Annotated in this window: 21 protein-coding genes; 13 read left to right on the top strand and 8 right to left on the bottom strand. The window is 38.0% G+C overall.

Annotated features, from left to right (window positions below):
- Positions 1 to 15 precede the first annotated feature (15 nt).
- Entirely contained in the window at positions 16 to 279 is a 264-nt protein-coding gene (locus CWD90_RS09360; protein WP_103475692.1) for a DUF4834 family protein, read from the bottom strand.
- Positions 280 to 367: 88 nt separating this feature from the next.
- On the opposite strand from CWD90_RS09360, the gene CWD90_RS09355 reads away from it, so the two are divergent.
- The gene (locus tag CWD90_RS09355) at positions 368 to 1444 is read left to right on the top strand and encodes a transporter (RefSeq protein ID WP_239986495.1); all 1077 of its coding nucleotides are present in this window, start codon (positions 368 to 370) and stop codon (positions 1442 to 1444) included.
- A 68-nt stretch (positions 1445 to 1512) separates the two neighbouring features.
- Positions 1513 to 2631, top strand: coding sequence for a GTP cyclohydrolase (locus tag CWD90_RS09350; protein ID WP_103475690.1), 1119 nt, complete (start codon positions 1513 to 1515; stop codon positions 2629 to 2631).
- 128 nt (positions 2632 to 2759) lie between these two features.
- Here the strand turns inward: CWD90_RS09350 and ychF are convergent, their stop codons facing one another.
- Positions 2760 to 3854 (bottom strand): redox-regulated ATPase YchF, encoded by a 1095-nt coding sequence (gene ychF, locus CWD90_RS09345; protein WP_103475689.1) that lies wholly within the window; start codon positions 3852 to 3854, stop codon positions 2760 to 2762.
- 171 nt (positions 3855 to 4025) lie between these two features.
- Here ychF and CWD90_RS09340 point away from each other — a divergent pair, with 171 nt between their 5' ends.
- A complete protein-coding gene (locus CWD90_RS09340) occupies positions 4026 to 6701 on the top strand; it encodes a TonB-dependent receptor (protein WP_103475688.1) in 2676 nt (891 codons plus the stop codon).
- Between the two features lie 179 nt (positions 6702 to 6880).
- Here CWD90_RS09340 and CWD90_RS09335 read toward each other — a convergent pair whose 3' ends face one another.
- Positions 6881 to 7231: a 4Fe-4S dicluster domain-containing protein gene (locus CWD90_RS09335; protein WP_103475687.1), complete on the bottom strand. Its 351-nt coding sequence runs from the start codon at positions 7229 to 7231 to the stop codon at positions 6881 to 6883.
- Positions 7232 to 7317: 86 nt separating this feature from the next.
- Between CWD90_RS09335 and CWD90_RS09330 the strand changes: the two genes are divergently transcribed.
- The 7 genes from CWD90_RS09330 to CWD90_RS09300 all read left to right on the top strand — a co-directional run bounded on the left by CWD90_RS09330 (position 7318) and on the right by CWD90_RS09300 (position 15534).
- Positions 7318 to 8379 carry an acyl-CoA reductase gene (locus CWD90_RS09330; protein WP_103475686.1) on the top strand — a complete coding sequence of 354 codons (1062 nt, stop codon included), beginning with the start codon at positions 7318 to 7320 and terminating at the stop codon, positions 8377 to 8379.
- 213 nt (positions 8380 to 8592) lie between these two features.
- Positions 8593 to 9657, top strand: a complete 1065-nt coding sequence (gene serC, locus CWD90_RS09325; RefSeq protein ID WP_103475685.1) for a 3-phosphoserine/phosphohydroxythreonine transaminase — start codon at positions 8593 to 8595, stop codon at positions 9655 to 9657.
- Between the two features lie 309 nt (positions 9658 to 9966).
- Entirely contained in the window at positions 9967 to 10917 is a 951-nt protein-coding gene (locus CWD90_RS09320; RefSeq protein ID WP_103475684.1) for a D-2-hydroxyacid dehydrogenase, read from the top strand.
- A gap of 83 nt (positions 10918 to 11000) precedes the next feature.
- A complete protein-coding gene (locus CWD90_RS09315) occupies positions 11001 to 11633 on the top strand; it encodes a DUF937 domain-containing protein (protein WP_103475683.1) in 633 nt (210 codons plus the stop codon).
- Positions 11634 to 11778: 145 nt separating this feature from the next.
- Entirely contained in the window at positions 11779 to 12234 is a 456-nt protein-coding gene (locus CWD90_RS09310; RefSeq protein WP_103475682.1) for a DUF6146 family protein, read from the top strand.
- A gap of 30 nt (positions 12235 to 12264) precedes the next feature.
- A complete protein-coding gene (locus CWD90_RS23450) occupies positions 12265 to 12585 on the top strand; it encodes a DUF6787 family protein (RefSeq protein ID WP_103475681.1) in 321 nt (106 codons plus the stop codon).
- A gap of 732 nt (positions 12586 to 13317) precedes the next feature.
- Complete coding sequence (locus CWD90_RS09300) at positions 13318 to 15534, top strand: TonB-dependent receptor (protein WP_103475680.1); 2217 nt, start codon at positions 13318 to 13320, stop codon at positions 15532 to 15534.
- 33 nt (positions 15535 to 15567) lie between these two features.
- On the opposite strand, the gene CWD90_RS09295 is transcribed toward CWD90_RS09300, so the two are convergent.
- The 5 genes from CWD90_RS09295 to folE form a co-directional block, all read right to left on the bottom strand.
- Positions 15568 to 16449: a sterol desaturase family protein gene (locus CWD90_RS09295; protein WP_103475679.1), complete on the bottom strand. Its 882-nt coding sequence runs from the start codon at positions 16447 to 16449 to the stop codon at positions 15568 to 15570.
- Positions 16450 to 16479: 30 nt separating this feature from the next.
- Positions 16480 to 16965, bottom strand: coding sequence for a monoheme cytochrome C (locus CWD90_RS09290; RefSeq protein ID WP_103475678.1), 486 nt, complete (start codon positions 16963 to 16965; stop codon positions 16480 to 16482).
- The gene (locus CWD90_RS09285; protein ID WP_103475677.1) at positions 16966 to 18186 is read right to left on the bottom strand and encodes a sulfite oxidase; all 1221 of its coding nucleotides are present in this window, start codon (positions 18184 to 18186) and stop codon (positions 16966 to 16968) included.
- 118 nt (positions 18187 to 18304) lie between these two features.
- Positions 18305 to 18607 carry a hypothetical protein gene (locus CWD90_RS09280; RefSeq protein ID WP_103475676.1) on the bottom strand — a complete coding sequence of 101 codons (303 nt, stop codon included), beginning with the start codon at positions 18605 to 18607 and terminating at the stop codon, positions 18305 to 18307.
- An 80-nt stretch (positions 18608 to 18687) separates the two neighbouring features.
- Positions 18688 to 19287 (bottom strand): GTP cyclohydrolase I FolE, encoded by a 600-nt coding sequence (gene folE / locus CWD90_RS09275; RefSeq protein ID WP_103475675.1) that lies wholly within the window; start codon positions 19285 to 19287, stop codon positions 18688 to 18690.
- Positions 19288 to 19557: 270 nt separating this feature from the next.
- On the opposite strand from folE, the gene CWD90_RS09270 reads away from it, so the two are divergent.
- Genes CWD90_RS09270 through CWD90_RS09260 form a run of 3 tightly spaced genes read left to right on the top strand, consistent with a single transcriptional unit; the run spans position 19558 to position 21541 of the window.
- Complete coding sequence (locus tag CWD90_RS09270) at positions 19558 to 20220, top strand: ABC transporter ATP-binding protein (protein WP_103475734.1); 663 nt, start codon at positions 19558 to 19560, stop codon at positions 20218 to 20220.
- Positions 20217 to 20780, top strand: a complete 564-nt coding sequence (locus CWD90_RS09265) for a CPBP family intramembrane glutamic endopeptidase (protein WP_103475674.1) — start codon at positions 20217 to 20219, stop codon at positions 20778 to 20780. Before CWD90_RS09270 ends, CWD90_RS09265 begins: the two co-directional genes overlap by 4 nt.
- Complete coding sequence (locus CWD90_RS09260) at positions 20777 to 21541, top strand: TIGR02757 family protein (RefSeq protein ID WP_103475673.1); 765 nt, start codon at positions 20777 to 20779, stop codon at positions 21539 to 21541. The genes CWD90_RS09265 and CWD90_RS09260 overlap by 4 nt, the downstream gene beginning before the upstream one ends.
- The last annotated feature ends 72 nt before the right edge of the window (positions 21542 to 21613 follow it).

Below are 21613 nucleotides of genomic sequence, written 5' to 3'. Positions count from 1 at the left end.
GGCTATGGTAAAAAGTTATTCAATCTCCTCAAAATCTATATATTCTCCAACATTTTTTGAGGTGTTCTTGTTTTTGGTGGTTTTCTTATCAACTATAACATCGCCTATATGTTCTTCATTTTGATTGTTTTGTTGGGCAAAACCTTCAAACTTTTCCTTAAAATGCTCCTCCGTTTTCTTTGCAGCATATCTAAACATTCTAGGAGCAAACCATTTAGCCAATATTTTAAGCAAATAGTATACTAAGAGTACAATTAGTATCGTTTTTAAAAAACCCATAATTAGTTGACAAATTTTATATCAAAAATACAATTCTAACGTTGTAATAATAGTGCAAAAGTCTTAAAATAATAATAAAATAGTACCTATGGAATATAATGTTTCAACGAATTGCCTAATGAAAATGCTAATATTGGGAATTTTCGCCATTCCATTGGCCGGTTTTTCACAATATACCGATGTTATCAACTCCAACCGACCTGGGCTGTCTGTAAGTGCTTATGCCGTTGGTACAAATGTGTTGCAAGCTGAATTTGGTGTTGCCTATGAACAACAGGACCATACAAGGCTTGCTACCGAATCCAATATTTTTGGGGCAGATCTATCCTTGCGCTATGGCCTACTTTTTGAAACCTTGGAATTGAATTATGAAGGTACTTTCGATAACCAAATTAAAACATATACCAATACTAGTGTTGAAATTAAGAACACCGATTTCTCCAGAAACAGGATAGGGTTAAAATATTTAGTCTACGATCCATTTAAGAATCCTGAAAACAATAAACCCAATTTATACAGTTGGAAGGCAAACTATGGTTTTAAGCTAAAAAACCTGATCCCCGCCATCTCGATCTATGCAGGTGCCAATTTTGTATTGGGCGACAATCCATTTTATAGGGGCGACCCAATAGTCTCTCCAAGGGTTATGTTGGCTACCCAAAGTAGGCTTACCCCAAGATTTGTACTTATTTCCAATATCGCCTATGACAGACTGGGTACCGATTTTCCGGAATGGAATTATACCGTGTCATTATCCCATGCGTTTAGAGACCCTAAATGGAGTGTATTCGTAGAAAACCAAGGTATAAAAAGTGACAGGTACTCCGACGTGCTGCTAAGAGGCGGTGTTGCCCATTTGTTAGGTGAAAATATGCAAGTAGACATGCACCTCGGGGCCAGTTTTAAAAATACCCCTAGCAGGATTTTTGCGGCAATGGGATTTTCTTATAGGATAGACATGCACAAGGATAAGGTAAAGGCCATTGAAGATCAAAATGCAGGAGAAAATGGAGGCCCTATAGGCAAGAACGCCATGAAGAAAAAGAAAAAAGGAAAGAATAAAGGTTCCGGTGCTGAGGATATAGATTTAGGGCCTACAAAAAAACAATTGAAAAAATTAAAGAAAAAGGAAAGGAATAGGGACGATTCCGAAATAGATTTCTAACAAATTAACAATAGTACTTTTTCCTATAGATTAATATTGCTAATATTGGACCATACAAGAAATATAGTATGGTTACTTTAAAAGAAGCAAAAACAAAATCGGAACTTAAAGATTTCGTAAAATTCCCATTTTCACTATATAAGGACTCCCCTTATTGGGTTCCTCCTATCATCAATGACGAGTTGGAATCCTTTGACAAAAACAAAAATCCCGTCTTTAAAGATGCGGATGCTTGGTTCTATCTGGCTTACAAGGACAACAAAATAGTAGGTAGGGTGGCTGCCATTGTCAATCGACTGGAAGTACATCAGCAAAACGTTAAGAAAATGCGTTTTGGTTGGTTCGATTTTATTGATGACTACGAGGTAACGGAAGCACTATTAAGCAAAGTGGCCGAAATTGGAAAAGAACATAAGTTAGCTTATATGGAAGGCCCTGTGGGTTTTTCCAACTTGGACAAGGTTGGCGTACTTACGGAAGGGTTTGACCATATAGGTACCATGATTACTTGGTACAACCATCCTTATTATCTAAATCATTTTGAGAAGTTCGGTTTTATCAAGGAAAAGGAATACGTGGAAAATAAATTTCCGTTTAGCAACGCAAATCCCAAATTTTTTGAAAAGGCGAACGACTTGGTAAAAAAAAGGTATGGTGTTAAAGCACTTAATTTTACCAAAACCAAGGATGTCCTGCCCATGGCGGATAAAATGTTCGATCTTTTCAATGAATCCTATGCTTCCCTATCCTCGTTTGTGCCGATTACCGATATCCAAAAAGAATATTTTAAGAAAAAATATATCAGTTTTATAAATCCCGAATACATTAAATTTATCCTCGACAAGGAAGATAAACTAATTGCTTTCGGAATAGTTATGCCTTCGTTCTCCAAGGCGTTACAAAAAGCTAAGGGAAAGTTATTTCCATTCGGAATATTCCACCTATTGAATGCCAAAAAAAATAGCAAAGAGGTTATTTTTTATTTGATCGGGGTTCATCCGGAATATCAAAACAAAGGTGTTACAGCAGTTATGTTCAGCGAATATCACAAAACTTTTACGCAAAAGGGCATTGAGGGTTGCGTTAGGACCCCAGAATTGGCGGATAATGTAGCTATTCGCCAGTTATGGAAGCATTTTGATCCAAAAATCCATAAACGAAGGAGAACCTATAAATTTGAATTATAACCGAAGAATTTCGTAGCCCTTAGTTATTGGGCCAAACAAAAAAAAGCCAACTTGTACAAGTTGGCTTTTTCTTTTCCCCGCATCCGAAATACTGCGGGTCAAACGTTTAATATTTTTAATTAAGTGGATTACACATTAAACCTAAAATGCATCACATCGCCATCTTTTACAATGTATTCTTTACCTTCCACACGCATTTTTCCAGCTTCCTTCACTTTAGCCTCACTTCCAAAAGAAACGAAATCATTATAGGCAATAACCTCTGCTCGAATAAACCCTTTTTCAAAATCGGTATGAATAACGCCAGCGGCTTGTGGTGCTGTAGCACCCACTGGAATGGTCCACGCGCGTACCTCCTTCACTCCTGCCGTAAAATAAGTCTCCAATTCCAATAATTTATAAGCTCCCCTAATTAATTTGGCAGAACCGGGCTCTGTTAACCCCAAATCTTCCAAAAACATTTGTCGCTCCTCATAACTCTCTAATTCCGTAATATCGGCTTCAGTACCCACAGCCAAAAAGATAACCTCGGCCTCTTCATTGGCAACTGCGGCTTTAACTTGTTCCACATAGGCATTACCTGTGGTGGCTGCATCTTCGTCAACATTACAAACATACATTACAGGCTTATCCGTTATAAACTGTAAAGGCCTAACAAACTCCACCCTATCATCAATACTAATATCAAGGGCTCGTACCGATGTACCTGTTTCAAGACCTTGTTTTATTTTTAATAAAACTGCTTCCTCTTTTTGAGCTTCCTTATTTCCGGTTTTGGCGGCCCGCTTTACTTTTTCAAGTTTTTTATCCACCGTCTCCAAATCCTTTAGTTGCAATTCGATATCAATCGTTTCTTTATCCCTTACTGGATTGACCGAACCATCGACATGGACTATATTCTCGTTATCAAAACAACGGAGTACATGCAAAATTGCATCTGTTTCACGAATATTACCTAAAAACTGGTTGCCAAGGCCTTCCCCCTTACTGGCTCCCTTTACCAATCCCGCAATATCCACAATCTCCACAGTTGCCGGTAATACACGTTCTGGATTCACAAGTTCTTCCAATTTCTGTAATCTTGCGTCCGGTACATTTACGACACCTATATTAGGTTCTATGGTACAAAATGGAAAATTGGCACTTTGTGCCTTTGCGTTGGACAAACAATTAAAAAGTGTTGATTTTCCAACATTGGGCAATCCTACGATACCTGCTTTCATGGTCTAGATCAATTACAAACTGGAGCTATTATTAAAAACCTTTCTCCCAGCTTTTTTTAAACAGCTGCAAAGATACTATTTATGTCCATTTATAAACATACAAAGCCCATCTTAAATTAGGTAAAAATAAATTACTTAAATTTAGAAGTTAAACACTAAAACTCAATCATTATGAAAAAAACTATTTTATTGACACTTGTTTTGTTAGGCAATCTTTCTTTGTTGGTTGCGCAAAACTCCGTGTCCGGTAACGTAACAGATGAAAGTGGCGAACCCTTGGTCGGTGTAAACATTGTGGAAAAAGGTACTACCAATGGAACAACAACGGATTTTGATGGCAATTATCAAATATCCATATTTGATAATGCAACCCTAGTTTTTAGCTATATAGGATATAACACCCAGGAGGAAGTTGTTTCTGGAAAATCGGTAATCAATGTTTCTCTATCCGGAGGGATGATGTTGGACGAAGTTCAATTGGTAGGCTCAAGGAGCCCGAAACGAACTTCAACTGACACGGCAGTACCGGTAGACGTAATTGACATCGCAGAAATTGCTACCCAATCCGGCCGTGTTGAAGTGAATGAACTTTTGCAGTATGCAGCTCCTTCCTTCAACGCCAATAAACAATCAGGATCAGATGGTGCTGACCATATTGACCCGGCCACACTTAGAGGGCTTGGACCAGACCAGACCTTGGTACTTATTAACGGAAAAAGAAGGCATCAGTCTTCTTTGGTCAATGTTTTTGGAACTAGGGGCCGAGGTAATACCGGGACCGATTTAAATGCGATTCCTGCATCTTCCATTAAACGAATAGAAATATTACGTGACGGTGCAGCCGCACAATATGGTTCGGATGCCATAGCAGGGGTAATCAACATTGTCCTGAAAAACCAAACGGATAAAGTATCAGGTTTCGTAAGTTATGGCGCGTACAGCACTAATGCCAAAGGAGATTTTCCTGCTGGAACACCCAATACCGATGGTAATAGATTGGATACCGAAAAAGATGGAAACGCTATGGCTAGTGACCGAAATTTTGACGGAGGTTCCATAAAGGCAGGTGTTAATTTTGGTGCCGCTATTGGAAATGATGGTGGCTTTGTAAATGTTACTACAGAATATGTTAGTAAGAATAAGACCTTGCGACCTGGATTCGATTTTAGACGAGGCTTTGGAGAAGCTGCCATAGATGGATTTAATTTAATGTTAAATGCCTCTGTACCCCTTTCCGACCATTCTGAAGTATATGCTTTTGGTGGAAGAAATTATAGGGATACCGATGCCTATGCCTTTACAAGAAATGGCGGTAACAGGGTAATCCCCTCAATATATCCAAACGGTTTTACACCAAGAATCACCTCGAACATCATAGATAATTCTTTTTCGGCCGGATTTAAAACAGAATTGGATAGTGGCTGGAAACTGGATATAAGCAATACCTATGGCAAGAATAACTTTCATTATTACATTAAAGGAACACTTAATGCTTCTTTAGAAGATGTTTCCCCTACCGATTTTGATGCAGGGGGGCATAGCCTGACACAAAACACGGTGAATTTAGATTTTTCCAAATATTATGAAGATGTTTTGGAAGGCATGAACTTGGCTTTTGGCTCCGAGTATAGAACCGAAAACTTCATCATTTTCGCCGGTGAAGAAGGATCCTGGGGCACTTATGACGTAAATGGCCTCTTAATAACGGACCCTGCCAATCAGACCCAGCCTACAGATCCAGACTCGGGTGATGCTCGTCCAGGCGGTTCACAAGGCTTTCCAGGATATAGTCCTAAAAACGAAGTTGATAGAAGTAGAAGCAATTTTTCCCTCTATGCTGATGGAGAATTTGATCTTACTGAAACATTTCTTTTAAACGCTGCAGCGCGTTTTGAGAATTTTAGTGATTTTGGAAGTACCCTGAACGGGAAATTGGCCGCAAGGTTAAAGGCATCGGACAATGTAAATATAAGAGGTTCTGTGAGTACAGGTTTTAGAGCCCCTTCCCTAGCCCAGAAATACTATAACTTACAGTTCACGAATTTTGTAGGTGGCGCGGCATTGGAATCATTGTTATCACCTAATAACAGTCCTGTTACTGCTTCATTTGGAATAGACCAGTTAAAAGAAGAAAAGGCACTTAATGCCGGTTTAGGTTTTGCCGCAACTTTTGGGGATTTCACCGCGACAGTGGACGGGTATTATATTAAAGTAGACGATCGGATAGTGCTAACGGGTAATTTTGATGCCCCACAGATTCCCAACGTGGAAGCCGCGCAATTTTTTGTTAATGGCGTGGACACAAAAACCACCGGTTTGGATATTGTATTGGCCTGGAAGAAAAACTTCGATGGCAATAGGCTATCGGCGACCTTTACAGGTAATATAAATGACATGAAGATCGACAAGGTAAATAATGGAAATTTGGATGAGCAAACCTTCTTTGGAGAGAGGGATAAAGGATTCTTATTGGCTTCCGCACCAAAAAGTAAATTTACCCTAAATATGAATTATAAGAAGGACAAGTTTGATGCCGGGCTGGCTTTTACCCATTTTAGCAAGGTAGAATTATTGGATTATCAGATGTTGGAACCCACCGCGGATTACGACAGTTTTGATGACCAAATAAATCAGGCAACTGATACCTATGACGCCAGGCTGATAACCGATCTTGTTTTTGGTTACGAATTGTGTGATGGCCTCAAATTAAATGTCGGTGCCAATAACTTACTTAATGTATATCCAGATCAGCAGGATGACTGGGTAGAAGGTGGTGGTTATTGGGATTCTGTCCAAATGGGATTTGGAGGGGCTTATTACTACGCCAAAGTAGGATTTACATTTTAAAAAACATTATGTAAAAATGCAAGAAGGTTGCCTTTAAAGGCAACCTTCTTTATTTCGTCAAAATTCAACAACCCTTATTCCTTAGGAGGAATCATTCTAAAATCTCCCCAACAACCTAAGGAAACAAATATTCAACCCAAAAACCACAAAGGGATTGCTGAAAAATATTATTAAATGACCTATTCAGGGTGCATAAAACGTTGCTTGCCCAAAAGTACTTCTTCAGACTCTACATTGGCGTCATCCGGAATACAGCAATCCACAGGGCAAACCGCGGCACACTGGGGTTCGTCATGAAATCCTTTACATTCCGTACACTTATCCGGAACAATAAAATATATCTCGTCACTTACTGGCTCCTGTGATTCCTCGGCATCAACTGCTTTACCATTAGGTAAAACTACATTGCCCTTTAAAAGGGTTCCGTCGCTATAACGCCAATCATCCGCACCTTCATAAATTGCAGTATTTGGGCATTCTGGTTCACAAGCTCCACAATTTATGCATTCATCTGTTATTATAATTGCCATATTTTTCTATTTCTTTATGCTGATTTAATTTCAGTATCAATACTTTTGTACAAAGGTAAAGCCTAATAAAATCTTTTACAAATATAATGACTGACCTTAGACATAGACTTGATGCTTTTGTTAAACTTGGTAGTTTTTTCAAAGAATATTGCAAATATGCAAAAAACCAAACTCAAATAGATGATAATCAGCATACATGGTTTATAAAATTCGATGAAATACTGACCTTGGCCGGACATAAGAATGGTTGGTTTACCCCTGAAAACATTTTATTTAGTTTAGAGAGTTGGGCGGAATTATTGACACCATCAACTTTGGAAAATTGGTTAGCGGCCTATGAATTGGATAAAAGCAATCCAAAATGTGTCGCCTTGATTATGGCTGGCAATATTCCTTTGGTGGGATTTCATGATTTTTTAAGCACTATAATCACTGGAAATAAGGCCCTAGTAAAACTCTCTTCCAATGACAAAATATTACTGCCCTTTGTTGGCCAATATTTAATTGAAATGGAACCTTCCCTTAAGGACCAAATTTCCTTTGCCGATGGCAAACTAGAGGATTTTGATGCTGTAATTGCTACGGGAAGCGACAATACATCGCGATATTTTGAGCACTATTTCGGAAAAAAACCTAATATCATTAGAAGAAATCGGAATTCGGTAGCCATTCTAAGCGGTACCGAAACCAGTGAAGAATTAGAAGCTTTAGGAGAGGATATTTTTAGATATTACGGCTTGGGCTGTAGGAGCGTTTCAAAATTATTTGTACCTAAAGATTATAATTTTGATGCCCTTTTTAAAGCCGTCTACCCCTTCAATACCATCATAGAACATCATAAGTATGCCAATAATTATGACTATAACAAGGCTGTATACCTTATGAGTTTGTACAAAATATTGGAAAATGGTTTTCTTATGTTAAAAGAAGATAAAAACTATGGCTCTCCAATTGCCACCGTTTTTTATGAGTTTTATGATACCCTTGAGGAGTTAAAAATCAGACTAACAAATGAAAAGGAAAAGATTCAGTGTGTAGTGGCCAATGGCTTTAAGAATGATGAGATTCTTTTTGGCCAAACCCAAAAACCATCTTTAAGCGATTACGCCGATAATATTGATACTGTTGATTTTTTGTTGAAAACATAATACAATAATTTTTGAGGACAGTACCTAACTTCCTAAAATATTTATGACCTTTAACCCTTGTAAAATATAAAGACTGAATTTTGCGATTTTTCAATAATAACAGTAATTAAGACAAATGACAATTAATTAAGATTATTGCTGCCATGTCATTGCTATTACTAAAAATACCTTGGGCATGGAGTATAATCTTTGATCAACCATAAAATAAGATAAATGAAAAAACATAATTTTAGTGCTGGCCCTTGTATTTTACCACAGGAAGTAATTATGAAAGCTTCTGAAGCTGTAATGGATTTTAATGGTATGGGACTTTCCCTTATCGAAATTTCACATAGAAGTAAGGATTTCGTAGCCGTTATGGATAGAGCCAGATCATTGGCCCTAGAGCTATTGAATTTGGAGGGGAAGGGCTATCAAGCCTTGTTCTTACATGGCGGTGCTAGTATGGAATTTTTAATGGTCGCCTATAATCTACTGGAAAAGAAAGCAGGGTATCTCAATACAGGTACCTGGGCAGATAAAGCCATTAAGGAAGCTAAACTCTTCGGAGAGGTTATCGAAGTTGGTTCCTCCAAAGACGAAAATTTTAGTTATATACCTAAAGGCTATAGCATTCCCAACGACCTGGATTACTTACATCTTACCTCCAATAACACCATTTTTGGAACTCAAATAAAGAAATTTCCAAAAACAGCGGCTACCTTGGTTTGCGATATGAGTTCCGACATATTTTCCCGACAATTGGATTTCTCCCAATTTGACCTTATTTATGCTGGGGCCCAAAAGAACATGGGACCGGCAGGAACTACTTTAGTGGTGATAAAGGAAGAAATTTTGGGAAAGGTAACCAGAAAAATCCCTTCAATGTTGGATTATAAAGTGCATATAGATAAGGAAAGTATGTTTAATACACCTGCTGTTTTTCCCGTTTATGTTTCAATGCTTACCTTGGAATGGCTTCAAAACTTGGGAGGAATTGCTGCTATTGAGGAGATTAATGAAAAGAAGGCGCAGCTATTGTACTCAGAAATAGATTTGAATCCTTTATTTAAAGGCTACGCACAAAATGAAGATCGTTCCAATATGAACGCCACCTTCACCCTTGGCGAGGAAAAACTTAAAGCCGTATTTGATGGGATGTGCAAGGAGGCCGGAATAATTGGATTAAACGGACATCGCTCGGTTGGAGGCTACAGAGCCTCTATGTACAATGCCCTTTCTTTGGAAAGTGTTGGTACCTTAGTAGATGTGATGAGCGAATTGGAGAGGAAGGCCTAGAAAACTAAATTGCTTTGCCAACTTTGACCAATTCTGGAAACTCTAGTAAAAATGAAGATCATGACCTCTGATTCCAGTGCTGTCTTAATCAAAAATGATTTCATTGTAAAAAGAGCCAAGGCCATAGAATATACCCTTGATAAATTGGATGACGTTTAGGTTGATCAATGGGAATTGAATCGTTTATGGGAATTTGACGTCAATATTCGTTGGTAAATGGCACATCAACCACATATTGACTAAAATTTTTAATTCCGGTAAAGTTTATACGGACACTCAAAATTTAGAATTTAATAAATAGCATTTATAATGAAAATTTTAGCAAACGACGGAATATCAAAAAGTGGTATAGAGACATTGGAAAATGCTGGGTTCGAAATTCTCGCGGTCAATGTGGCCCAAGAACAACTTGTTGCCTATATCAATCAGAATAAAATTTCGGTGTTATTGGTCAGAAGTGCCACTAAAGTAAATAAAGACCTTATAGATGCTTGCCCTACCTTAAAAATAATAGGCCGCGGTGGTGTAGGTATGGATAATATAGATGTAGCACACGCCAAATCCAAAGACATACATGTAATAAACACTCCGGAAGCTTCATCATCCTCTGTTGCCGAATTGGTCTTTGCCCACTTGTTCAGCGGGGTGCGGTTTTTACACGATGCCAATAGAAATATGCCCTTGGAAGGGGATAGTAATTTTAAAAAACTTAAAAATGCCTATGCCAAAGGCATTGAGCTAAGAGGCAAAACTTTAGGAATAATCGGATTGGGAAGAATTGGTGTAGCAACTGCAAGAATAGCTTTAGGGATAGGTATGAAAGTTATTTTTACCGACTCCCTATTGGATGAGGCTACCGTTACGGTTCCTTTTTTCGATGGCCAATCCATTTCGTTCCAACTTACAGGAATCTCTTTAGAAAATCTATTAAAAACTTCGGACTTTATCAGTCTGCATGTGCCTGCCCAAAAATCGTATGTGATTGGGAAAAAGGAATTTGAATTGATGAAAAATGGTGTTGGTATTGTAAATGCTGCACGCGGAGGTATCCTGGATGAGGTGGCCCTTGTTGATGCCTTGGAAAGCGGGAAGGTTGCCTTTGCCGGATTGGATGTTTATGAGTCTGAACCTATACCGGAAATAAGGATCTTAATGCACCCCGATATTTCCTTAAGTCCACATATTGGAGCTGCAACCGAGGAAGCCCAAGATCGGATAGGGCTGGAATTGGCATCCCAAATTATAGAACTTTACAAATAATTGCCCAATGGGATTAAACAGACCATTTAATCTCTTTTTTGTACCTTGATGAAAATTAATTTCTAACCCTTATAACTATAAAAATGTCAGGATTATTGGATTTATTAAGTAGCCCTCTTGGAAAACAACTAATTAGTGGTGTTGCTGGTCAAACAGGACAACCGGAAAGTAAAACAGCAGACGTTTTAAGTATGGCAATGCCACTGCTGTTAGGTGCAATGAAAAAAAATGCTTCCTCACCTCAAGGGGCCGAGGGACTAATGAATGCATTATCATCCAAACACGATGGCGGGTTATTGGATAACCTTGGAGGTTTATTCGGAGGCGGTGTAGATCAGTCAGTAATGGATGACGGTGCTGGTATATTGGGACATGTTTTTGGAGGAAAGCAAGCTAATGTTGAGAATGCTTTGAGTCAGAAATCAGGTTTGGATGCTGGTTCTGTAGCACAAATCCTTAAAATAGCAGCTCCTTTGGTAATGGCGTATTTGGGAAAACAAAAGGCTCAAAGCAATGTAAATGATTCCAATGGATTAAATAGTTTATTGGGCAGCATGTTGGGAGGACAGCCACAACAGAACCAAAGTTTAATTACAACCCTGTTGGATGCCGATGGTGATGGAAGCATTTTGGATGATGTTGCAGGAATGGTTATGGGAACCAGTAAAAAGAAAGGTGGATTAGGAGGCTTACTTGGTGGGCTTTTTGGAAAATAACAGATTTAACATTTTTTATGAAAAGCCATTTGTTATTCAAATGGCTTTTTTTGTACCTTATAAGGAAGAATCGGATATAATAATGGTAGGAGTAAAACACATTATTTTCCCACATTTTAATAAGGAGTATTGAAAATAAAGAGCAATGAAAAAATATATATTTACTATCGGCATCCTGGCGTTGTTTATCTTATCTATAGTCAATTGCAGCAGTTCCAAGAAAGCAATTTCCATTACAGATGATGAGAAGGCGGCTTTTTCCCAAACCAAAGGTGACACCATATCCATCAAGGACGATAAAACGGCATATGAAATTATTATTATAGAACCTGGATTTGACTTTTGGCTACAGAGCATTGCCAAGCCCGAAGGTTTTTATTCCCAATCTTATTTGGAAAATAGAAACAGAATCTATGTCCTGGAGTGGAATTCAAGGGTAACACAACCCTTTAGATATAGTCCCAATCTTTATGAATTGCAGATCGACTATAACTCCAATACTGATTATGGTTATGAGGTGAATTATAAACTATATAATTACTTTATTTATTTCCAACGTAAATACAATCAAAGATTGGGGCCATTTGTTCCCCGTGTATAAAAAGTTATCTTTGTGTCGATTTATTAGCGTATGAAGAAATTAAAACAACGTTGGGGAGTAAGCTCTAATCTGCAGCTCACGATAATTTTTATAGTATTCTCCATTACAGGTTCATCAGCGGTTTATGCTGCAAAACCCTTTCTTAATTGGATCGGATTGAATAGGGATAATTTTTCTCCCGATTTTATTTGGGGAGGTCTTATTTATTTATGTTTTAGAATTTTATTAATCTTCCCCATTTATCAATTTCTATTAGTAATCTACGGGTGGTTGTTTGGCCAATTCAAATTCTTCTGGGAATTTGAAAAAAAAATGTTAAGCCGTCTCGGTTTAGGTTTTATAATTAAATAATTTATATTTTTCTTAACAAATATTTTGTGGCTATACCACTAGATTTGAAGAGTGAAGATTAATTTAAGAAATACCTTATTTTCTTTTATTGCTGCCCTCTTGGTCGGCTTAATAACGCTTCCTTCTGTTTTAAAACTAAAACATGCCATCTTTGAGCATCATACCTTTGTTTGTAAAGAAAAAGGTAAACTGCACATACATGAGGTAGAACTGGATTGCGATTATCATAAATTCAATTTAACCCCTTTTTATTCTAGTCTACAACAAGAGTTCCTGACATTTTCAGTGATCCCCAAATCCACGAAAATCATAAACTTCTATAATTTCTTAAGCAAGTATCAAAAACTTCATTTCTCCCGTAGAGGCCCTCCCCGTCTATCATAAATTGCCAATAATAAATTAGTAGCGTATGGTTTTCATCACGGAGGATACTCAATCCAGTTAAAATATATAACGATTGAAATCTGTCTGTGGACAATTACTCACTGCTACCTAATAAGCTCTTGATTGGACATATATGCGCCTATTGCCATATAACGAACTATCATGATTTGACACAACTTTGGGCAATAGCTAAAAAATTTTAAAAAGTGCATGTCTTAATTTTTAAAATATGCACAATCTGCCCATAAGTCAATAAGTAAAAACCGGAGCTTATAAATTCAATTAAAAAATAACAAAGTGCATGTAAATGGCCAATAAGCCAATTTACAACATATAAAATTTCAATAAATGAAAAAAATATTCTTGTCATTGCTAAGCATGTTGACATTCATTGTCGTCAGTTCCCAAAATAACCTTAGCGGTAAGATAACCGATCAAGAGAATGGAGAGCCTTTGGAACAGGTATCCATATACTTCCCTCAATTGGAAAAGGGAAGTGTTACCAATACTAGTGGGGAGTATAAAATAGATAAGCTTCCCGTTGGATCCTACAAAGTGGTAGCCTCATATATTGGGTTTCAAAGCTATTCAAGTACCATAAACATTACGAATGGGGAAAACCAATTAAATATTACATTAATGCCCAGTGCCATTGAAATGGAAGAGGTAATAGTTTCTACTCCTTTCCATAAATTACAAAGTGAAAATGTCATGAAGGTGGAGTATTCAAAAATGGCTACACTAAAGACCAAAGGAGCCACAACACTGGCAGAAGGAATTACAGATATTCCCGGTGTAAATGTAGTTTCTACAGGAGTAGGCATTGGAAAACCTGTTATTAGGGGGCTTACCTCCAATCGGGTTTTGGTATACACTCAAGGAATCCGTTTGGAAAATCAACAATTTGGAGATGAACATGGACTTGGGGTGAATGATGCCGGCATTGAGAGTGTGGAAGTAATTAAGGGACCTGCTTCTTTGTTATATGGGTCCGATGCCATGGGCGGTGTAATTTATCTTAATCCAGAGAAATTCGCCGATGCAAAAAAAACAGAGGGAGATCTCAACCTTAATTACTATTCCAACACCCAAGGATTAAATGGGGACTTCGGAATAAGGACCTCAGCAAATAAAATGAAGTATTTACTCAGGGCCGGAACTACTTCACATGTGGATTATACCACTGGAAAAGGCGATAAGGTAACCAATTCCCGTTTTAAGGAAAGTGACATCAAATTGGGGACCGCATATCAGTCCACCAACTTTAAAACAGAAGTTAGGTACAATTACAACAAATCTGATTTGGGCATTCCGGAAGAAATAGGGATTCAGACCAATGAACGCAAACCTGACCTCCCTTTCCAAACTATAAACAACCACATACTAAGCTCTAAAACCAACATGTTTTTTGATAGGTCGAGTTTGGATTTAACCCTTGGTTATATATTTAATAATAGAAAGGAATTTGAAGACGTGGGATCAGCCGCCTTGGATATGAATTTGTCTACCTTAAACTACAATTTGTTATATCACCTTCCTAAATGGAAAAAGTTTGAGACCATTGTGGGCGCACAGGGCATACATCAGACCAACACCAATTATGGGGAAGAAGCCCTGATACCGGATGCAACCACCAATGATATTGGGTTTTTGGCAACCTCTCATATTCATTTTAATGACAAAAATGATGTACAGCTCGGTATTAGATACGACCATAGAGCCATTAATGGTGACCAAAATGGTATTGTTGGGGAAGAAGGTTATATAGCCGAATTAAGTAGAGATTTCAGCAGCTTTAATGCCAACATAGGATACAAGTATAATTTTGCCAAGAACTTCAACACCCGATTAAACATAGCCTCTGGCTTTAGGGCCCCAAACTTGGCAGAACTAACCTCCAATGGAGTGCACGAAGGTACCAATAGATACGAAATAGGTAATGCCAATTTAGGTAACGAACAAAATCTACAAACAGATTTGGCCTTGGAATATAAAAGTGAACATTTGGAATTTTACGCCAACGGTTTTTACAACACCATTAGGGATTACGTGTTTATTGCGCCCGATGGAACTTTTGAGGGAGCGGACGCCGTTTTTAGGTATGAGCAGGAAAATGCCGAGTTGTACGGTGGGGAATTTGGATTTCATCTTCACCCCCACCCCCTGGATTGGCTGCACTTGGAAAGCAGTTATCAGACCGTGAGGGGCAAATTAAAAAATGGAAGCAATCTACCCCTAATCCCTGCCAACTCAATGACCAATACGCTAAGAGTGGAATTTCAAAAAAATAAAGAATGGATACACAGTAGTTATGCATTTGCAACCTTAAACTCAGTATTTAAACAAAATAAAATAAGTGATTTTGAGACACCTACAAACGGCTACACCTTGTTAAATATAGGATTGGGTGGCCAACTTATTGTGGCCAATCAGGATATTAATGTTAGGCTAAGCGCAAACAACCTACTGAACGAAAATTATATATCCCATTTGTCCCGATTGAAGACCGATGGAATATTAAATCCAGGAAGGAATATTTCAGTTGGATTAAGCATTCCTTTTTAAGGTCCAAATATGACTGTATGACATTTAAATAAATTATCCCGACGGTTTAGGCTTACCTAGGCCGTAGGTTAATTGTTTCCAAAAAGACTTCGGAATTTTCTCATCTCCTTTAAAGCCCAATTCAATAGTGCCACTATCCTCCGGGATATAATTGGTTTTAAAAATATAATCCCAAAGACTAAGGCTGATTCCAAAATTTACGCCGTATTTCCCATCTGGCAAATCGTGCGCATGATGATACAGGTGCATTACGGGATTGTTTAAAACATATTTCAAGGGACCCCAGGTAATTTTTATGTTGGCGTGGTTAAAATGACCAATGGAAATTGCCAAAAAATGTACAATATAGGCTTGTTCCGGTTCAAATCCCCCTAAGATCATTACCCCAAAAGTTTTTAAAGGTTTGTAAAAAACGTTTTCCATCCAATGATACCTTAAGTGGGCGGCAAAGCCCATCTCCTTAACACTGTGGTGTATTTGATGGAATTTCCACAAAAATGGATATTTATGTAGTAAAATATGGGTAAACCATTGGACAAAATCCAAAACCAAAAAGAAAATCAATAATTGGACCCAAGAAGGAAATTGTGACATATCCAATATAGCCAAGCTATTTTTATTAATCCCCAAGTCTCCAAAAAGTAGTCCCAATAACTTATAAAAACCACTTATGGCAATGGCAAAAAGGAAGAAATTAAAAAACATATAAAAGCCGTCCAACCAAAAATCCCTTCGAAAAATAGATTGATTCTTACGCCAAGGAAATAAAATTTCCAGCATCCAAACCAATAGGGAAATAATAATCAACCCCCAGAAATAATTGGTATACCAAGGCACTTCGAATATAATGGACTTCCATGTCCAATTCGCAGTTCCTATAAACGCATTAATAAAAGCTTCAAAATATTTTCCCAAGATCTATTTCCTTAACATTGTCCCACTCCCCTATTCCTCCTTCAATGGATACCATTGGATATTGGTCAGCGCTTCTCTCCTTCCCTTACTCATTGGAGGGTAATTTGTGACCAAATAATTTATAATTACCTTTTCATTATCTCCCAAATCCCATAAGTTCTGGGTTTTTTGCATCCAACGAATGGTCTCTACCCATCGCTCCTCATTCATTCTGTTCTGTATCACTAATTGGGCGGAATGACAATTGGTGCAATTATTCACTACGGCCATTAACCCTTCTCCGTCTTTAAATCCCGTGCGTAAATGAATGCCATTTTCTATCTTATCCCAATCATCATCTTCGGAGGTTGTGCCAATTATTTCTGAACTGGGTGCATCCCCTTTAAACGAAAAGGCAGATGGATCCATCATATAGGCAATTCCCAAAACGCCTATAAGTATCACCATGACGAAGCAAACCACTAAAACACTATAAATGGACTTGACCTGTTTTCTAAAATTATTTTGCTTGTTCATTTAACTAACTTTAACAGCAATTCTATGGCATGCATTATTCAGGTATCCTTTGGGATTCCAACCTGGCAATAACATGGGCTGACTCACTCCGTGGGTATCTGTGGCCCGAGCCCATACTTCGTAATATCCTGTTTTTGGAAAACCGATACTGGCTTTAAAATGCTGCCAAGCCAACCTGTTCGCGGGCTTTTCCAAAGTACAATCGGACCAAGTGGCCCCAAAATCAATAGAATACGAGACTTTGGATATTTCTAATTCCCCTGCCCAAGCATGACCTCTAATATTAAGTTTTTTACCCTTGGAAATAATGGCGCCTGATTTTGGATAGGTAATCAAAGATTTTACTGGCATGGATTCTATAATGCACATGTCCTCATCCTTAACTTCCTCCCCTGGAGCCACTGGGTGACAAGGAACCCTATAGGAAGTTCCCATCATTTTTTCGCCATCATGGACTATATTTCTAATACTAATCCTGTTTACCCATTTACCAGAAGTAGATGCGGGCCATCCACCACAAACCAAACGCAATGGGTATCCATGAACCAAGGGAATATCCTCTCCGTTCATTTTAAAAGCCAATAATGTTTCGTCCTGCAAAGCCTTTGACATAGGTACACCCCTAGATATAGGCTCTTTTTGAGGGTCCCTACTTAAATGCTGATCTGCCGCATGATAGCCGATATAGACGGCATCATCCTTTATTCCAACCTCCTTCAAAACATCTTTGAGACGAACCCCTGTCCAAGAAGCACAGCCAACTGCTCCAATAGTCCATTGGTTCCCTTTCGCCGGCGGATCAAATTCGCTCCTACCATTACCTCCACATTCTACGGTAAGTTGATAGGTGTGATGGGAGAATTTTGATTTGAGTTCTTCCAATGTAAAAGATTTCTTTTCTTTGACCGATTCCCCATCGAATGTAATGGTCCACTCCTTTTCATTTATATTTTCCGGAACCAAACCATTGTTGCGGATAAACATATATTTGTTGGGCGTTATCCTGTCGTCCAATAAATGGGCCACAGCCTCCATATTCCACGGTTTGCTATTGAGCACTACCATTTCCTTATCCTTATTGAACAATTGAAATGGGTCTGGGTCCTGAAGCCCCAATAAGGTATAGTTTTCTGGTATGTTAGATCCAAAAACAATTTCCATACCTAGTATTCCAGCCAAAGAACCTAAGGTGGTTTTTTTGACAAAATTTCTTCTTTTCATTTAACTTGAATTGTAATAGAAGATAAATCTAAGAAAGATATTGGAAATTTTAAGTAACAATGGTCACTTAATACATTTGGATCGGCCTATCTTATTCTATAATGGGCTGATGGTTAAACTACTTGACCGATATAAATTTTTCTTTTTTGAAAGATTTAAAAATATAGGTATAAAACCACATAATCGTAAAGGTGGGGATAACATCCAGGCCAGGAAGCATTTCTTCTACAAAGGTTACTACCCCAGCAACCCGTCCTATCTTCCCTTTGTACAATCTGGTCATTAGCCATCCGGCCACAGGAGCCCAAATAACATCTGAAAATTCACCAATACCAGGAATTATAAAGGAAAGCATTCCTATCCCGTCAAAAAGCAATCCCAAAAATAGATTTCTTAATTTATGGTCTTTTAATGTTGACATATTTAATAATAATAATAATTTACAACAGCTTTTAAATCAAATAGAGTGCCAAAATATGGACCCCTTGATCTTGACTGGTTTTAGGATAAATCTGAACTGATCAATTTTAAGAACTCGTTTCGGGTTTCTATCTTTTCAAACTGACCTCTAAATCCTGAAGTAGTGGTAACTGAGTTTTGTTTTTGCACCCCTCTCATCATCATGCACATGTGAGATGCCTCGATCACTACAGCTACGCCCTGTGGCTTTAAAGTATTGTTAAGGCATTCTAGGATATCATTGGTCAATCTTTCCTGTACCTGCAATCGCCTTGCAAAGACATCGACTACTCTAGGTATCTTACTCAGACCAACAATGTGGCCATTGGGAATATAGGCTATATGGGCTTTTCCAAAAAAGGGCAACATATGATGTTCGCACAAAGAATACATTTCAATATCCTTTATAATGACCATTTCATTGTAAGACTCCTTAAACATCGCCCCCTTGAGTATCTCTACAGCATCTTGTTTATACCCCTGAGTTAAAAAAAGCATTGCCTTCGCTGCTCTCTCAGGTGTTTTAACCAATCCGTCCCTAGTGAGATCTTCTCCAATTTCATTGATGATCGATGAATATCTAGACTTAACCTCGTCAGTAATTTCTAGATTGTATTCTTCCAAACTTCTATATTGTTTCATAAATTTCTAGTCCTAAATTTATTTTTAATCGGCTCGTTTATCCCAACAGTATTATAAACTAACATCCTACTTCCTTTTGATGGATTATGAATTTGTCGCATTCACAATATAAGCATTACCACATAATTAAAAAAGAATATAAAAATAGAATTAAAGTGTAATATAATCGATGTTAATATCACATTTAAACACTATTAAAAAGGCATCGTAAAGCATAAGCATTTTGTAATCTTCTCGTTAATGTTTACTTTCAACCCATATTTCAAAACGATGATCAAGGCTACAAATATCAATAAATTTTACGGAAATCTCCAGGTACTTAAAGGAGTGGACCTTCACATACAAAAAGGAGAGGTTGTATCCATTGTTGGACCGTCTGGAGCCGGCAAAACCACTCTCTTACAAATACTGGGAACTTTGGATACGCAAAGTAATAAAAATGACAGTACCTTACTGATTAATGAAGAGGACGTAACTAAACTATCGGACAAGGCCATGGCCAAATTTCGTAATAGCCATATTGGGTTTATATTTCAATTCCACCAGTTACTACCCGAGTTTACCGCTTTGGAAAATGTATGTATCCCTGCCTTTATTAAGGGAACAAAAAAAGAAAAAGCCGAGGCACGAGCGGTAGAACTTTTGGATTTCTTGGGACTTTCGCACAGATTACAACATAAACCCAATGAACTTTCCGGTGGGGAACAACAGCGCGTGGCAGTGGCTAGGGCCTTGGTCAACAACCCTTCCGTTATTTTTGCCGACGAACCCAGCGGTAATTTAGATTCTGAAAGTGCCGATAATCTTCATAAGTTATTCTTTGATCTTAGGGACAAATTTGGACAAACTTTTGTCATTGTCACGCATAATGAGGAATTGGCAAATATGGCGGATAGAAAACTCACTATGGTGGATGGATCCATTACTCGATGAAAATACTTTATAAAGTATGGATATTTATTAAGGCTCCGGAATATACTAGATTGCTCCATATCCAAAATCCGTTAAGGCTAAGAATTATTTCTGCCCTTCTCGTTTGGGGAATCTTGCTCGGCATGGGTGTTGGCATATTAAATGAGAGGTTAATAGGCTTTTTGGGCATAGACCTTGGGGAGCATGCCATAGAAAGCTTTCTTGAGAACTATTCAACAATCTCATTATTCTTTATAACGGTAATTGTTGCTCCAATAGCAGAGGAGACGCTGTTTAGAGGTCCTTTGATCTGGTTCAGGGGAAAAAAATATTTCAATTACATTCTATACGCTTCCATTTTATTGTTTGCTGGGGTTCATATAACCAATTTTGACCTGCCCAAAGAGATATATTATATAGCGCCTTTATTGGTGTTACCCCAACTTATTTTAGGGGCGTTTTTAAGTTATGTCCGTGTTAAATTAGGACTAATTTGGTCTATTGGTCTGCACGCTTCCTACAATGCCATACTCATTACGCCAATACTTCTTTATAAAATTTTAAATATTCCCCTGGAATGACACAGCAAGAACTAAAAGAATTTTTGGATGCCAAAGTAGAACAATACAATCATCCCGATTTCTTAACTACGGACCCTATCCAGATTCCACATAAATTTACAAAGAAGGAAGATATAGAGATCAGTGGCTTTCTAACAGCTACGATTGCCTGGGGCAACCGAAAAAGCATTATCAACAATGCGGAACGAATGATGGAAATGTTGGACTCCTCCCCTTTCGACTTTGTAATGAACCATGAGGAGCGGGATCTTGAAAAACTTCAAGCCTTTGTACATAGAACCTTTAACGGAGAAGACTTGAGGTATTTTATACGCAGTTTGAATAACATTTACAGCCGTCATTCAGGTTTGGAAGAGTTATTTGCCCAGAAAAGCGATATAACTTCACTACAATCTGCCATCTCCCATTTTAAGACTGTATTTTTTGAACTGGACCACTTACCAAGGACCACAAAACATGTGTCAGACCCCATAAAGGGATCTGCTGCAAAAAGAATAAATATGTTTCTGCGTTGGATGATTAGAGACAATACCACTGGCGTGGATTTTGGCATTTGGAATAAAATTAAACCTTCGCAACTGTCATGTCCATTGGATGTCCATTCCGGTAATGTGGCCCGGAAACTAGGCTTAATCCTTCGTAAACAGAATGACGGAAAAGCCTTGGCCGAATTGGATGCCAATCTTAGAAAATTAGACCCCCATGACCCCGTAAAGTACGATTTTGCCTTATTTGGGTTGGGGGTGTTTGAAAAATTCTAAAGTATTAAACCTTTTTCTCTTGGACCGTTATAGACATAACCTTCTATAAACTGATGAGTCTAGATTATAACC

Origin of the sequence: Arenibacter catalasegens (genome assembly GCF_002909235.1) — a bacterium.
Taxonomy (GTDB): Bacteria; Bacteroidota; Bacteroidia; order Flavobacteriales; family Flavobacteriaceae; genus Arenibacter; species Arenibacter catalasegens.
This window is presented reverse-complemented; position numbering and strand designations above follow the sequence as displayed.

Excerpts from the sequence above, each read along its gene's own strand:
- CWD90_RS09360 (WP_103475692.1), bottom strand. The coding sequence starts at position 279 with ATGGGTTTTTTAAAAACGATACTAATTGTACTCTTAGTATACTATTTG.
- CWD90_RS09355 (WP_239986495.1), top strand. The coding sequence starts at position 368 with ATGGAATATAATGTTTCAACGAATTGCCTAATGAAAATGCTAATATTG.
- CWD90_RS09350 (WP_103475690.1), top strand. The coding sequence starts at position 1,513 with ATGGTTACTTTAAAAGAAGCAAAAACAAAATCGGAACTTAAAGATTTC.
- ychF (WP_103475689.1), bottom strand. The coding sequence starts at position 3,854 with ATGAAAGCAGGTATCGTAGGATTGCCCAATGTTGGAAAATCAACACTT.
- CWD90_RS09340 (WP_103475688.1), top strand. The coding sequence starts at position 4,026 with ATGAAAAAAACTATTTTATTGACACTTGTTTTGTTAGGCAATCTTTCT.
- CWD90_RS09335 (WP_103475687.1), bottom strand. The coding sequence starts at position 7,231 with ATGGCAATTATAATAACAGATGAATGCATAAATTGTGGAGCTTGTGAA.
- CWD90_RS09330 (WP_103475686.1), top strand. The coding sequence starts at position 7,318 with ATGACTGACCTTAGACATAGACTTGATGCTTTTGTTAAACTTGGTAGT.
- serC (WP_103475685.1), top strand. The coding sequence starts at position 8,593 with ATGAAAAAACATAATTTTAGTGCTGGCCCTTGTATTTTACCACAGGAA.
- CWD90_RS09320 (WP_103475684.1), top strand. The coding sequence starts at position 9,967 with ATGAAAATTTTAGCAAACGACGGAATATCAAAAAGTGGTATAGAGACA.
- CWD90_RS09315 (WP_103475683.1), top strand. The coding sequence starts at position 11,001 with ATGTCAGGATTATTGGATTTATTAAGTAGCCCTCTTGGAAAACAACTA.
- CWD90_RS09310 (WP_103475682.1), top strand. The coding sequence starts at position 11,779 with ATGAAAAAATATATATTTACTATCGGCATCCTGGCGTTGTTTATCTTA.
- CWD90_RS23450 (WP_103475681.1), top strand. The coding sequence starts at position 12,265 with ATGAAGAAATTAAAACAACGTTGGGGAGTAAGCTCTAATCTGCAGCTC.
- CWD90_RS09300 (WP_103475680.1), top strand. The coding sequence starts at position 13,318 with ATGAAAAAAATATTCTTGTCATTGCTAAGCATGTTGACATTCATTGTC.
- CWD90_RS09290 (WP_103475678.1), bottom strand. The coding sequence starts at position 16,965 with ATGAACAAGCAAAATAATTTTAGAAAACAGGTCAAGTCCATTTATAGT.
- CWD90_RS09285 (WP_103475677.1), bottom strand. The coding sequence starts at position 18,186 with ATGAAAAGAAGAAATTTTGTCAAAAAAACCACCTTAGGTTCTTTGGCT.
- CWD90_RS09280 (WP_103475676.1), bottom strand. The coding sequence starts at position 18,607 with ATGTCAACATTAAAAGACCATAAATTAAGAAATCTATTTTTGGGATTG.
- folE (WP_103475675.1), bottom strand. The coding sequence starts at position 19,287 with ATGAAACAATATAGAAGTTTGGAAGAATACAATCTAGAAATTACTGAC.
- CWD90_RS09270 (WP_103475734.1), top strand. The coding sequence starts at position 19,558 with ATGATCAAGGCTACAAATATCAATAAATTTTACGGAAATCTCCAGGTA.
- CWD90_RS09265 (WP_103475674.1), top strand. The coding sequence starts at position 20,217 with ATGAAAATACTTTATAAAGTATGGATATTTATTAAGGCTCCGGAATAT.
- CWD90_RS09260 (WP_103475673.1), top strand. The coding sequence starts at position 20,777 with ATGACACAGCAAGAACTAAAAGAATTTTTGGATGCCAAAGTAGAACAA.